The organism is Massilia paldalensis, assembly GCF_044901715.1.
Lineage (GTDB): Bacteria > Pseudomonadota > Gammaproteobacteria > Burkholderiales > Burkholderiaceae_D > Telluria > Telluria paldalensis.
In genome coordinates this window covers 40,491-53,016 of the sequence record NZ_JBJCIU010000006.1, presented here as the reverse complement: position 1 = coordinate 53,016, position 12,526 = coordinate 40,491, and the positions used below count along the sequence as shown (strand labels likewise).

Here is a 12,526-nt window from a genome sequence, read left to right as displayed (position 1 = left end):
CTTACGCATACTTGGTGCGCGAGGCGAACACCGTGAAGACGTTGTCGCCAGTCTTGATGATGTTGAACTGGTACATGTCGATGGCGTTGGCGACGGTATTCGATGCGTTTGGCGCCGAACCGGACCAGACCAGCGTCGCCGGCGCGGTGCCGCCGACAGTCACGCCCTGCAGGAAATGCGGCGAGGAGCCGTTCGTCACGATCGCCACAGCCGTCACGACCTGGCCGATGCCGACCGACGCGTTGAAGCCTGCCGCGCAGTCGAAATTGAAATTGAAATCGTACTGCGGCGTGCCGGTGAACATGTGCGCGGCGCCGCTGTCGAGCGAAACGTTCTGGTTGGCCGTGGGCGACGCATAGACGAGGTTGATTCTTTCGATGGCGAATTTGTCCATCGTGACGCCGCCGCTCAGCACCAGCCGGCCGGTCATCGTGTCGCCGGCCTTGGCCACCGCATTGCTGCTGCCGCCCATGGCCACTTCCCAGTTCGTCGTATCTGCGCTGGGCGCCGTCGTCGACTTGACGACGTTCTTGGCGCGGTAGGTCGACAGGCCGGAGGTGGTCAGGTCGCCCGGGACGTAGTCGGCATTCGACACCCAAGCGCCGCGCCAGCGCGTGCCGCCGGCCAGCAGCGAATACTGCGCCATGGATGCCGGGCCGGCGCCGCCGGTGATCACGTTCGCATTGACGATGTAGACGGCGCCACCGAACGTCACTACGTCGTTCTTGACGTAGCTGGCGCTGGCGATCCAGTCGCCGCGATAGTTCATGCCGTCGTTGATCAGGAGCGTCCAGTGCGTAGCATCGGTCAGGGCAAAGCCTGCCTCGGCCACGTTGTTGGTATAGACGTACACGGCACCGAGACCGCGCACGACATCGTTGAATTCATACACGGCGGCGGCGTTATAGTCGCCACGGTAGGTCGGGCGCAGCTTGCCCAGGTCGAAGACAGTCGTCATACGGCGCTCATGATCAGGTGGCCGTTGGCGTCGATCGAGAACTGCAGCTGGTTCTTCGACCAAAACCACTGGCGGTAGTCGTTGGAGGATTGCAGTTCAGCGGTCGGCAGCTTGATCGTGCCCTGGCCGGGCGGGATCGCATCGATGCTGAAGTGGCTGTTCGTCGGATCGATGCGCAGGCCGTAGAACACGTCCAGCACAACGTTGTCGGGCAGCGTGATGCCGCCCAGGTCGAGGGTTTCAAATGCGCTCATGGCGTCCTATCACTGGTCCTTGTATGCCGACAGGATGCCGGTCATGACGTTGGCGACAGGGCACGAAGCGTAGAGCTTGTCGCCGGCCTTGAAGGCGACCTTGCTGCCCTTGAGAATGTCCAGGCTGTCGCCCGCGTTGACGCGCACGCCGCCCTGGATCAGGTACATGATGGTGCCGGCGCGGTCGATCCACGCCGTTACCGGAAGGGCCGCGTAGTGTGCGTTCGCGACGATGCAAGACATGCCGACGCCGTCCGTGGCCGGCGCATAGATGAGAGTGGCCGACGTGCCGATATTTACTACCGGTTGGCTATCAAAAAGTCCAGACATTCAAAACTCCATAGTTGCGAAATGGTACAGGCAGCATCCAGCATAGTCAAGTCACCGGTGACTTACAAACCGAGGATTGCCAAAGCTTTGACTGTGCGCAGCTCAGCGCGCAGCGCTTCGATCGCCGCCATGGATTCGTTTTCCGTGTTGTCGATCTTGTCCCAGTCCGTGCCGTTGTAGATGATCATGTCCTTGACTTGATAATCGATGCCTCCGATAACACCGGCGCCGCTCACGATGTAGAAGAAGCCGACCGTAGGCGTGACTGGGAATTTGCCAGTCGATGCGTTCCACTTTCCGCGGTAGAGCATCGCGCCCGAAGCCAGGCTACCGGCGATCTGCGCCCAGTGCTTTGCCGAATATTCGCCGCTTCCAGGCACCACCTCGGCGTCCTTGGGGTTCTCGGCCCACTTGTGCGCCAGGTCGGCGCTCGACGCACTGCTGGTCGCGCTGGTTGCGGAATTGCTTGCCGACGCGGCTGCAGCCGTAGCGCTACCGGCGGCTTCGCTCGCCTTGTTCGTTGCTGTAGTTGCGCTACCGCTGGCCGACGATGCGCTTCCCGCCGCATTCGTTTCGCTCGTCTTGGCATTCGTCTCGCTCGCTTTCGCGGCACCAGCACTGCTCGCGCTGCTTGTCGCACTGGTCGCGCTGTTCGTAGCGCTAGTGCCTGCGGCGCTGGCGCTACCGGCGGCGGCAGTCTCGCTCGCTTTCGCGTTCGATGCCGAGGTTGCTGCAGCGCTCGCCTGGTCGCTGGCAGTATTTTTGTAAGCCAGTGAGGCTGCCTCGCTGTTCGCTGCAGCTTGAGCCGATGCGTCGGCGGCGTTGCGGTCTTCACGAACAGCGATGGCGTTGACGGTGGCATCCTTCGCCGCCTGAGCATAGCCAGCAGTGGCATCCCGGTACTGCAATGACAGGTCGCGCGCAGCCTCTGCGGCACTCTTGGACGACAGCGCACCTGCTTCGCTGGTCTTCGCGTTGTTCTCGCTGGTCTTGGCGTTGTTCTCGCTGGTCTTAGCGTTGACCTCGCTCGTGCGCGCATTGACCTCGCTAGTCTTGGCGTTTGATGCCGACGTATCAGCGGCCAGGCGGTCGGCATGCACGGCCGGTGCGTCGACGGTCGCCTGTTCTGCTGCCTTCTTGTAGGCCAGCGCGTTCGCTTCGCTGGTGGCGGCTGCCGTCGCGCTGTTCGCCGACGCGGTCGCACTGTTTGCCGAATTCGTTGCGCTGCCGGCGGCGGCGTTCGCGTAGTAGCGCGCGCCGTACAAGCCGCCCGACACCACGCCCAGCGACGTGGCCCAGTTGCTTGCCAGCGTCGCGCTGGCCGCAGCCTGGTTCGCCTGGTACTGCGCGCTGTAGCCCTGGCCGGTGACGACTTCGCCGCTGGTTTGCGACGCCCACTTGCGTGCCATGTCGCGCGCGTCGAGCGTATTCTGGCGCCAGGTCGAGACATCGGCGCGCCAGTTCTGGACGTCGGTATGCCAGGTGTTCGAATCCGAATACCACTTCGAAATGTCGGTATGCCATCCGCCGACTTCGACGTACCATGCGCCCATCTCTTCGTGCCAGGCACGACCGTCCGTCCAGTATTGCGTGTACAGCTCCAGACCAGTCGGCGCGACGGCCGTGACCATGTCCTGGATCTTGTACATCGCCTGTGTGAAGATCGCCGCGGTGCCCACGTCCCCTTGCGAAATCGTCGGGATCATGTCCGGGAAGGTCATGTCGACAGCGAAAACGCCAGGCGCGCTGGCGTTGGTATCCCCCTTGTACATGCCGGTGAGGGTGACTGTAGTCACATTGCCGGCATAGGTCGAGTCGGCAGCGATGGTGTATGGCACCAGCTCGCCCTCGATGAGGAAGATGTGGTTCTTCTTGATCCGCTGCGTGAGGTCGGCGCCGGTGATAAGAACAGTCTGGCTGTTCTTTGTCACCGACACCGTCTTTTTGATCTGCGCCATTTCGATCGCCTATATGGAAATTGGCGTCGAGTCTAGCATAAATCACTGGTGACTTACAAATCAAGCAGCCAGTTTTGCTTCCAGATCGGCGATACGCATCTGCTGCTTTTCGACAATTGCGTTCAGCTCTTGAACCGCCTTGATCAGCGGCGCGATCAGCTCGTCGTAGCGCAGCGCCTGGCGAGAATCGGGATCATCTGGGTTGTCGATGCACCAAATGCCTGCGTCGTTTACGCCGTTATCTTGCAATGCGGCGCGCACCTCTTGCGCAATCAGCCCGTAGTGCAGACGAGTACCCGGGACCGGCGTGATCGTTGGTGGCATTTCAGGCGGCATCGGTCCCACTTCGACCGGAGGCTGATTGCCGTCCTCATATCTGTTCTCCGACACAATTTGGCGGTACTTGACCGGACGCAGGGAATTGATGAACGACAAACCCAGATCGGAAGTTTCGACATCCTTTTTCGTGCGAGCGTCCGAGGTCACGATGGTGCCGTTCGCTGCGACGATGTTTCGCCACCGGTTTGATGGAGCGCCAAGGTCGAAAGCATTGTCGGTAATACAAACAATACTTTTCATCCAGTTAGTGCCACCGCCATTCTGGACGATACCGTTGGCCCCGCCGCTGATCACGATCGCGTTACCACTGCTCCCGCCATTCGTATTGATTGCCGGACCAGCGCCATATGAGGTGGGCGCAAATGCTGGAAGGCCACCGGCGTCACCATTCGAGCCTGTACACCTGGTCAGATTGGCCGTGTAAAGCTGTGTGTAACCGGTCGAGCCGTTGACCACCAGATTACCGCTGATGTTCATGCTGATACCGCTGATTGTGCCGCCGTAGAGCTGGTCCGCGCTCAGCTTGCCCGCGTAGACCACACCGGCTGCCAGCGTGCCTGCGCCAATATTGTTCGCCGCAATCGAGTCGGCGTATGCCAGGTCGCCCAAATTCGTTACCTGATAGGCACTTACGTTGTTCTGCGTTGCCAGCGCCCCCAGACCAGTGATCTTGGCCACGCCCACGGTATCAAGAATGGCCAGCGCGCCCAGACCGGTGACATTTCCGGCCGCGAGTTTACCGATAACGGCAGCCGATTGCAGGTCAATGGCACCGCGCGCGAAGTCGCTACCGTTGATCAGGGTGCCGGCCGCGCTCGCTGGGCCGGTAAATGGGCCGTCGGTGCGACCATACTCGTTCACCGAGCGAATCCAGAAGTAGCGAGTGTTCGTGTCCGTTACGGCCATCGAGTACGTGTTGCCGCCGACAGTGTCCAGGAGCGTCGCGGTTTCGCGGTCATTCGCCGTATTGACCCAGATTTGCGCGGCCCGGTAGCCAGGGTCGGATACAGGCAGCACCCAGGACAAGTTGATGGCCTTGATAACGCCTGCAGCCTTGAGGTTGTTCAGCGCATTGGCCGGCGCTGGACGGATATCAATTCGCATTGAAGCTCACCTGAAAATCCATATAGGTCTGAAAAGCCAGGCGCACGCTGTACACGCCCGGTACGGTTGTGGTGATTTCCAGCTTGCCGTCGGTGACGATCCCGTCTGGCGGCTGAGCGAGACCGAGATTGGTCGGCAGATAGATGTCATACGAGGCGCCATTCGGGACCGGAGAAATGACGAATGTATCGGTGCCGTCGGCCGTGATGCTGGACTTGTTGACGGCCGTTGCGACGCCGCCCACCTGCATCGCCTGACGCGGCAGCGTACCCGGGTCGATGCCGATCGGCGTCACATCGACGACTTCGTTGTTCGGATCGCTGCCGATCAACGTCACCTTCGTGCCCGGCTTGCTACCCTGCAGGCGCGCCGACGCCTCGGTCAGCGCGGTGCCGGTGCGCAGGATTGCCCCGGTCACTTCATCGTAAACTGTGTACTGAATGCTCACTTTTTCACACCCATCATGAAGAGTTCGTTGTAGGCGAGTCGAACAGACTTTTCGCCAGCCCATGCCAGTTCGACATGGTGCGTGCCGGCCGGCAGGCCCACGCACACCGACAGTGCTGCTGCGTCCAGCGCTACCGTGCCGCCTACGTCGCGCAAGGTCTGCCCGTTGACGCGAATCTGGAAGGTCCAGTAGTCGTTCTTTTCGGGGAAGTGCTGGCCGGCGGTGGCCAGCACGTAGATCATGCCGGTCTGCTCCAGCTTGATATAGCCCTCGTTGACGATGTCGAACAGGCCTTTGCCGCGACCGCGGCGCCCGTTCTCCGGGACCGAGGACACGATCGGGACCGTGACTGCCTCGCCTTGGATTTTCAGGCTGTTGATCTGCGCGTTGCCGATCATGGCCGAGGAAATGCTGGCGTCGCCGATCAGGGCATTCGACAGGATCACGCGCGGCACGCCGTTGACCGTGCCGATGGTGAACGGCTTGACGCCCGGGTAGGACGGCATGATCACGCCGAACTTGTCTGCGTTGATGATGAACTCGGACGTGGTCTGGCCGGCGGCATTGCTGTACGAGGCCAGGCCGAAGCCAGCGACATAGCCGTTGTTGTCGATCTTGACCGTGTACTGGCCCTTCAAGCCGTCGACCAGGTTGGCCTGGGTCTGGTAGGCCTGCTCGATGGTCACGCCGCCGACGTTGTTCAGCCTCGAGGTGACTTGATACAGCGCCTTGGCGGCTGCCGAAGTTGACGAGGCCGAAACGTTGTTGAGCGCCTGAATCGACGACGTGTTCTGCCCGACGTTAGCAATCGTCGATGCGAGCGTGCGAGCGTTGGCCGAAGTGCTGGTGCTCGACACGTCGTCGATCGCCTGGATGCGCGCATACGCCGCCGGCAGGCCGTCCGGGCCTTTGAACACGGACTCGCGCAGGTAGTTGATGCGCGCGTTGACGCTGCCGGCCACGAACTCGTCGGCGTCGATCAGGTCGATGCGGCTTTGCAGAGCCGGGATCAGCTGCGAATCCTTGAGCACGCCGTCAGCGATGGCATCCACATTCAGATTGGTGGTCTTGAACGTGCGCACGCCGTCGAAAACCAGCTCGGTCGGGCCGAACGCGTCCACGGCCGCAAGGCGGTAGTAATACTCGGCGTCGAACATCAGGGACGGCAGGCTGAACTGGCTGTCCGGGCCGTTGTAGACGAGGTAGGCGTTATCCGGCAGGTCGTCGGCGACGTTCCCCTTGTTCTGGGACAGCCAGCACAGCACGCCGGTGAAGTCCGGGTCATCCGAATGGGTGTACCGGATCGTGGCAGAGTCGAACGTGGAAACAGCGCTGGCGCTGACGATACGAGGCGGCGGGTTGTACGCTTCCAGCGTTGCCGGCGCGCCCAGGTTGTTGAACGTGTCCCGCATACGGACTTCGAACACCAGATGGCGGGTAATGCCGTCGGCAAAGTTCTTGTCGTAGATGTAGGTGTAGCTGTTATCGACCGTATATTCCGTTCGGCGCAGGACCGCATGATCCTTGTCGTAGACGCGGATCTCGTAGTCCTTGAAGTGAGGGTCGAGCGCGCCGGCGTCGGCGCCAGTCGGCTCCGATCCGAATTCGTAGCTGTGCGTGGTCGAGTTGTAACGCCAGTTGATCTTGCAGTCACGGCCGGACCAGGTGAACCCGGCGCCGGTAACGCCACCCACGTCGATCCCAGACACCTCGCCGACAACAGTATGCGTCGCAGTGGGAGCCAGCTCGAGCGGGCTGGCCTTGCCAAAGATGTCGTAGGCCTGAACCTGCACCTTGACCACGTCGCCCTTCTCTGCCGGGACCACTGCGGACGTGACGCTTTTCGCGTCGATCAGCTTGACCATGGGTCCATCGTTCTTCTGCACGAACACCCAGGCTCCCGCATAGCTGCCGGCGGCAGGTGCGTTCCAGGACGCGACGACGCTGGAGACGATGCCGGAGCCGGTGACATAGGTCTCTTCGTAGAGCGTCAGGCCCCGCACCGCACTGATCACGCCGTCCTTGGGCGGAATCGTGGGCATGTTCGTGCCATAGCGCGAGAAATCGTAGACCTCCGGCTTGTACTCGATCGCGGCGATGTCTCGCTTGTATTCGTGGGTGCCCGTCACCGCCCTCACACGGAAGGCCTGCTTGATCTTGTCGACCTCGCCAAACATCCAGTTGGAGAACTGGGCCGGCGCCACGGACAGAGGCGTCTGCAAGGTCACGACAGTGCGCTCCCCCGGCTCGACAACGACGTTGGACTCCTCGATCACGTCCGTGTCCCACAAGGTATAGGACTGGCCAGGCGAGATACCGGTCGTGTCCTCCACGATAATGCCGTAGCCGCTACCGTGGTCAAACGTCCCGGCCACGCGCATGTCGCGACCATTGATCTGGATCCGCTTGACAGGCGACTTGCCGTCATAGCCGCTCAAGAACAGCGACGTGCCGACGACGGACAGCACCGCGCCGGCGGCGCGCTTGACGGTATCGAACGCGGCCAGCAGTTTGTACTGCTTGCTCGCATCGATTTTGACCGGGCGATCCAGCTGGACAACGGATGCGCTCGAGCCGGACTCAAAGCGTCCGCCTACTGCCCATTCGGTCATATCGTGCTGGATGTAGATCAGGTCGCCAACCGAGCAGGCGACGGCCTCGAGCGGCGCCGAAAACTCGGCGGTGCGCAGAATGTAACGGTTCAGGTTCAGCTGGAACTGAGCTTCCTTGTACGCCGTCTCGTAGTCGGTAACGCCATAAAGTGTGATCGCCGACGTGCGCTGCTTGGCGCCGGCCGTCAGCGCTGCCGGGTCATAAACCTTCACCGTGCGCTGCTTGAACTTGTCCGTCTTGTCGAAGAAGGTCACGTCGATCTCGTTGGCGCGATCCTGCGTGCCCAGCCACGTTTCCTTGAAGGTGCCCTCGATCATGTTCGCCACCGAGAACATCATCACCGGATCGCCCGGTTTCTCGGTGACTACGGTGTAGCGGGTGCCGACATTGACCAGCTGGGAGTGGCCCACCCGCAGCACGAGCTGGGCAGCATCCCAGACGTTCATTTCGGTATCGATCGGGCCATTCCATTCATACCCCTGCTCCTCGCAGTAAGCCGCCCATTCCTGGAAGGCTGGGAAGTCGAGTCGAGATGTCGGCATGGCGGCGCCGTAGCGGCGGTGCGTGAGCATGTCCCAGACCACCCAGGCGGGGTTCTTCGACGCCGCGGTGTACCAGCCAGGCTGAGCGCCCTCCAGCTGGGCGCCGTAAGCCTGAATGAGGCGACCGCCATGCATGAAGGTCACGTTTGGCGCGCTGGAAATCTTGCTGCCCAGCTTGATCTTCAGGGCCAGCAGCGCCGTGTTCGGGTAGCTCATTGCCTGGATCACGATTTCGTTCACGTCCGTGAGGTACACGTCGTCGACGATCAGGTCGTCCTTGCTGTCCTCGGTGGTGCGGCGCACGCGCACCTCGTACTTCTTGTTGGCCAGCTTCGTAGACGTGTATGAACGCCGTACGACCGAACGCTTTGCAGCGGTCATGGCCATGCTACTCGAGTAGACCGGCACGCGCACGCTCAGGTCCATGCCGAGCGCAACGATGGCCGCAGATGTCGAGTTGTTGTTCAGATAGGTCAGGGCATCCGGATCCGTGATGACCGCTCCGCTGCCGCTGCGCCATACCAGTTTCCCGCCCTCGTTGCGGCCATGAGCGTCCGAATACCCCGTCACGTCGTCAGACGCGAACGCAGTCCAGTCTCCCGAGCCGTCGGCCGGCCGGTACTGCGCCTCCAGCGGGACAGAATAGGTATTGGTCTTGCCGCTCTTGGAGTCAGCCTTGAACAGACCAGACGGGGCCGCGAAGTCGAGACGCAGCATATCGACCGGTGTCGTGGTGGTGTGGTACGTCCAATCGGTATCGAGCTTGATGCTCTTACTCTGCGGCACGACAACCTTGCTGAACCAGGGAATGGTCGCCTGCGGCGATCCGCCAAGGCGGGTCTCGATTTCCACGTCGGTGCCGTAGTCGGCGATCGGATTGTCGTTGATCTCGACATCGGAAATAGACGCGATCGGACCCTCGCCCGCCGACAGCAGCATGTATAGAATCTGATTGTCGTCGGCGACGTTCTCGGTGAACAACCCCAGGATGTTGCCGCCCATCCGGAACTGCCCGTAGTTGACCGGGACCGGAATGCCTTCGACCGAGGTGTTCTTGGCGCCGTCAGCACCATACGACGCGCTGGTGTCGCCGGTCGAGATCGTAGGCTTGGGCGGGGCGAAGATCGAGGCAACAAGGAGCGAACCCGCAGCGACGATACCGGCAGTGGTAGCTGCCATTGCGAAGCTGCCGGCCGCAGTGCTGAAACCGAGCGCGCCATTGAGTGAAGCAGCCAACGCCGGGGCAGTGACCGCGACGGCGATCATTGCAACAATCGACAGAACCTGCTTGCCGCCACCGCCACCGGTTGGGACCGGGCAGACCACGATGTTGTCCGTCTTGTCCAGGTACGTCACGCTGAATTTTTCGGACGGGATGATCTTGCCGTTGACCGAAACGACGACAGGGGCCGCTTCAGCCAGTGGGAAATACGCGCCCAGTGTCTTTTTACGCTGCCACGCGATCTCCTCGCGCGTGTGCTCGCGAGGGTTGAACGGGTTGGTGATCCGGATGACCGGAATCATCGGGCGACCACGCCGCGCCACCTTCTTCTGCGTCTTATCCTGCATATTCGTAGAACCCCACAATCCGTTGTTTCCAGTCGTCCAGACGCTGCGTCGTGACTCCGCCTGAGCTTTCCCAGGTATGAACCATTCGATTGCCATCGACGACATAGCCGACGTGTGCGACATGGCGGCCGACCCGCAGGAGGACCACGGCACCAGGCCGGCAATCGACTTCCCTCCATTGCGGCAGTGTCGCGCCCATCATTGCGGCGATCACACCCTGGTTGGTATCGGCGCCAAAGTCAGGCAGTCGAACGCCGTCGCGGCGCGCGCACTCCATCACCAGTCCATAGCAGTCGTAGGCGGCAGGGCCGCGCGCGCCATATACGAACGGCGTGCCGATCAAGTCAGATACATCAGCCATAGCGCACGTCCCGCGTGTTGATCCCCGGGAAGGCGCCGAAGTGGATGACGTTCTGGTGGGCCTTGCAGCCGTTCGTGCCGTTCAAGGACAGATCGCAGGTGGCCAGCGAACCGGAATAGCCACACTCATCGCTCTTGTAGCGCCACTGGCAGTAGTCCTTCGTCTGGCGCCGGCGCGGGAAGGTCTTGGTAATGTTGTTCTCGGCGCCCAGCGTGAAGGAGCAAGCGTAATTGGCACTGGATGCGCCGACCACTTCGAAGTTCTCGATGATCTCCGGTGGCGCGTCCAGCTGGTCGGCGTTGACGACCATGATGGCCACAGTGAAACCGACGCCGCCGGCGTACTTTTGCATGCGCTGCTGGATCGCCAGGGAGTAATCGTTGATGGTGAGGCTGACCGTCTGCTGGGCGCCCGACTCCTCCTTCAGCTGAATGTCGAAAGAGGCTGGGGTATATTCGTGCCCGTTGAAGCCAACCGACTCAGTGTTCCGGACAATATGGATTGTCTCGACGACAACACCTGAGTCCGGATCAACCACGTCGATGTCTAGACAGATCAGCCATGGCGTGTCCGAGGAGATCCGGTTCTTCTCGATGACGCTTGCTACGGAAAGGGATTTAGCCATAGCGGCCGATTATACTAAGTCACCGATGACTTATCAACGATCTCTGTGAGGTGTTGCTATTCATGATATAAAACATATGGCCTAATTACTATTTGGAAAGTAAAATAGTAAGACGATAATTATTGAATGGCGGCCCATGAAATTCTATGCAGCAAGTCTTCTGGCAGGTCTCGCTCTCACTTTTTCTGGCTGCTCGAGAAACGCACAAGAGGCCCCTAGCCTCGTCCAACAGAAAGCGGAAAGCGGCCCGCCCTCGCAGCCATCCGTAAAAGAAGAAGTGAAGCCAGTGCTTACAGTGGCTGATTCAACCCCGACGACCGCGCAGCCGCCAACATTGGAAGCGCCCAAAGATGACACCTGGTATTTGATTGGCGCAAATGTCAATGCCTGTATCAAGCTGTCCGACGCTTTCAAGGATGTGCAAACGCCAGAGCAAATGATTGTGTACGCCCTCAACGAAGCGAATACTCGGTACGTTCAACAGAAAACCACGGACGACATCGTTGTATTGCAGGATCCGACAGGCGCGACTTCTGCGCTTGGACTTGCGCGTGGCAAGAGGACGTGCGAAATCGCATTGAAGCTCGTTCAAAACTAAGGATATCACATGAGTTTACTTCCTATGCCAATGGGGTCGCCCGACAATAGCGTTGGGCGGCAATTCGTATATATGGCCATGATGATCGAATCTGTTCATTTGGTAAAAATCGGCCATACACAAAATCCAGTAGACAGAGAGGCAAGCTTGTTTACTTCGGGCGTTCAAGCGCCTTATTTTATGCTCCACGCATGGGAGGTGGAGGACATGAAATGGGTGGAAAAACAGGTCATACACCCTGCGCTTGCGCCCTTTCGTACTGAGTATGGGAAGGAAATCTTCCATCTGTTTCCGATGTACCCAAGCCTGTTCGATGCATCTCTTCCGGATGTAATCAACGCCCATGTCCTTGCGGGCCAGCTCGCAAATGATATAACCGAACTACTGCAGAAAAGAGGCATCTTGGCCCGCCGGTGGACTCTGGACAATCTCGACCAATACCATGAGATATTCCACGCCCATAAAAACGCGAACAAGGGCCGATAGTTCACGCCTGCTCGAGCTGGAGCTGGACGTCCCACAGCTGCGTATAGCCAATGCCCTTGTAGTTGTAGGCCGGCGGCGCCGCGAAGCGCACCTGATACGTCTTCTGGGTCGGCGGATCGAACCAGTCGAAGATCAGGCTGCAGTCGACGATATCGTAGAAGTCCATCAAGCGCCCCTTGTCGGGCGCCAGCAGCGCGGTGTAGCCGATCTTGAAGGTCTTGCGCGGCTTGCGGGTGTGCTTGGCCCGGGAGACGACGTACCCGCCATCCATCTGGGTCTTGAGCGACTTGTCCTCCTGCTCTACTGCGTAGAGCGAGGAGTCCATATCCTTGTCCATCTTG

The 12,526-nt window shown here is 60.4% G+C and carries 12 protein-coding genes; 2 read left to right on the top strand and 10 right to left on the bottom strand.

Annotated elements, in window-relative coordinates:
* Position 1: 1 nt before the first annotated feature.
* From ACI1V7_RS24860 to ACI1V7_RS24820, 9 genes are all read right to left on the bottom strand, one after another.
* Positions 2–958: a hypothetical protein gene (locus ACI1V7_RS24860; protein ID WP_404534721.1), complete on the bottom strand. Its 957-nt coding sequence runs from the start codon at positions 956–958 to the stop codon at positions 2–4.
* Positions 955–1,212 (bottom strand): hypothetical protein, encoded by a 258-nt coding sequence (locus ACI1V7_RS24855; protein ID WP_404534719.1) that lies wholly within the window; start codon positions 1,210–1,212, stop codon positions 955–957. The genes ACI1V7_RS24860 and ACI1V7_RS24855 overlap by 4 nt, the downstream gene beginning before the upstream one ends.
* A 9-nt stretch (positions 1,213–1,221) precedes the next feature.
* Entirely contained in the window at positions 1,222–1,542 is a 321-nt protein-coding gene (locus ACI1V7_RS24850; RefSeq protein WP_404534718.1) for a hypothetical protein, read from the bottom strand.
* Between the two features lie 62 nt (positions 1,543–1,604).
* Positions 1,605–3,500: a hypothetical protein gene (locus tag ACI1V7_RS24845; RefSeq protein ID WP_404534717.1), complete on the bottom strand. Its 1,896-nt coding sequence runs from the start codon at positions 3,498–3,500 to the stop codon at positions 1,605–1,607.
* Positions 3,501–3,560: 60 nt separating this feature from the next.
* Positions 3,561–4,943: a tail fiber domain-containing protein gene (locus tag ACI1V7_RS24840; RefSeq protein ID WP_404534715.1), complete on the bottom strand. Its 1,383-nt coding sequence runs from the start codon at positions 4,941–4,943 to the stop codon at positions 3,561–3,563.
* The gene (locus tag ACI1V7_RS24835) at positions 4,933–5,391 is read right to left on the bottom strand and encodes a hypothetical protein (protein ID WP_404534713.1); all 459 of its coding nucleotides are present in this window, start codon (positions 5,389–5,391) and stop codon (positions 4,933–4,935) included. The genes ACI1V7_RS24840 and ACI1V7_RS24835 overlap by 11 nt, the downstream gene beginning before the upstream one ends.
* Positions 5,388–10,115 (bottom strand): TipJ family phage tail tip protein, encoded by a 4,728-nt coding sequence (gene gpJ / locus ACI1V7_RS24830; protein WP_404534712.1) that lies wholly within the window; start codon positions 10,113–10,115, stop codon positions 5,388–5,390. The genes ACI1V7_RS24835 and gpJ overlap by 4 nt, the downstream gene beginning before the upstream one ends.
* Complete coding sequence (locus ACI1V7_RS24825) at positions 10,105–10,476, bottom strand: C40 family peptidase (protein ID WP_404534711.1); 372 nt, start codon at positions 10,474–10,476, stop codon at positions 10,105–10,107. Before ACI1V7_RS24825 ends, gpJ begins: the two co-directional genes overlap by 11 nt.
* Positions 10,469–11,101 carry a phage minor tail protein L gene (locus ACI1V7_RS24820; protein ID WP_404534709.1) on the bottom strand — a complete coding sequence of 211 codons (633 nt, stop codon included), beginning with the start codon at positions 11,099–11,101 and terminating at the stop codon, positions 10,469–10,471. The genes ACI1V7_RS24825 and ACI1V7_RS24820 overlap by 8 nt, the downstream gene beginning before the upstream one ends.
* A 136-nt stretch (positions 11,102–11,237) precedes the next feature.
* Between ACI1V7_RS24820 and ACI1V7_RS24815 the strand changes: the two genes are divergently transcribed.
* Both ACI1V7_RS24815 and ACI1V7_RS24810 read left to right on the top strand, forming a co-directional pair.
* A complete protein-coding gene (locus tag ACI1V7_RS24815; protein ID WP_404534707.1) occupies positions 11,238–11,699 on the top strand; it encodes a hypothetical protein in 462 nt (153 codons plus the stop codon).
* A gap of 9 nt (positions 11,700–11,708) precedes the next feature.
* Positions 11,709–12,185, top strand: a complete 477-nt coding sequence (locus ACI1V7_RS24810) for a GIY-YIG nuclease family protein (RefSeq protein ID WP_404534705.1) — start codon at positions 11,709–11,711, stop codon at positions 12,183–12,185.
* A gap of 1 nt (position 12,186) precedes the next feature.
* Here ACI1V7_RS24810 and ACI1V7_RS24805 read toward each other — a convergent pair whose 3' ends face one another.
* On the bottom strand, positions 12,187–12,510 hold the full coding sequence (locus tag ACI1V7_RS24805; RefSeq protein ID WP_404534703.1) for a hypothetical protein: 324 nt from the start codon (positions 12,508–12,510) through the stop codon (positions 12,187–12,189).
* Positions 12,511–12,526: the final 16 nt, after the last annotated feature.

Bases quoted from the DNA above. Each gene is read 5' to 3' on its own strand.
- ACI1V7_RS24810 (WP_404534705.1), top strand. From the start codon at position 11,709: ATGAGTTTACTTCCTATGCCAATGGGGTCGCCCGACAATAGCGTTGGG.
- ACI1V7_RS24855 (WP_404534719.1), bottom strand. From the start codon at position 1,212: ATGAGCGCATTTGAAACCCTCGACCTGGGCGGCATCACGCTGCCCGAC.
- ACI1V7_RS24840 (WP_404534715.1), bottom strand. From the start codon at position 4,943: ATGCGAATTGATATCCGTCCAGCGCCGGCCAATGCGCTGAACAACCTC.
- ACI1V7_RS24845 (WP_404534717.1), bottom strand. From the start codon at position 3,500: ATGGCGCAGATCAAAAAGACGGTGTCGGTGACAAAGAACAGCCAGACT.
- ACI1V7_RS24805 (WP_404534703.1), bottom strand. From the start codon at position 12,510: ATGGACTCCTCGCTCTACGCAGTAGAGCAGGAGGACAAGTCGCTCAAG.
- ACI1V7_RS24815 (WP_404534707.1), top strand. From the start codon at position 11,238: ATGAAATTCTATGCAGCAAGTCTTCTGGCAGGTCTCGCTCTCACTTTT.
- ACI1V7_RS24825 (WP_404534711.1), bottom strand. From the start codon at position 10,476: ATGGCTGATGTATCTGACTTGATCGGCACGCCGTTCGTATATGGCGCG.
- ACI1V7_RS24820 (WP_404534709.1), bottom strand. From the start codon at position 11,101: ATGGCTAAATCCCTTTCCGTAGCAAGCGTCATCGAGAAGAACCGGATC.
- ACI1V7_RS24860 (WP_404534721.1), bottom strand. From the start codon at position 958: ATGACGACTGTCTTCGACCTGGGCAAGCTGCGCCCGACCTACCGTGGC.
- ACI1V7_RS24850 (WP_404534718.1), bottom strand. From the start codon at position 1,542: ATGTCTGGACTTTTTGATAGCCAACCGGTAGTAAATATCGGCACGTCG.
- gpJ (WP_404534712.1), bottom strand. From the start codon at position 10,115: ATGCAGGATAAGACGCAGAAGAAGGTGGCGCGGCGTGGTCGCCCGATG.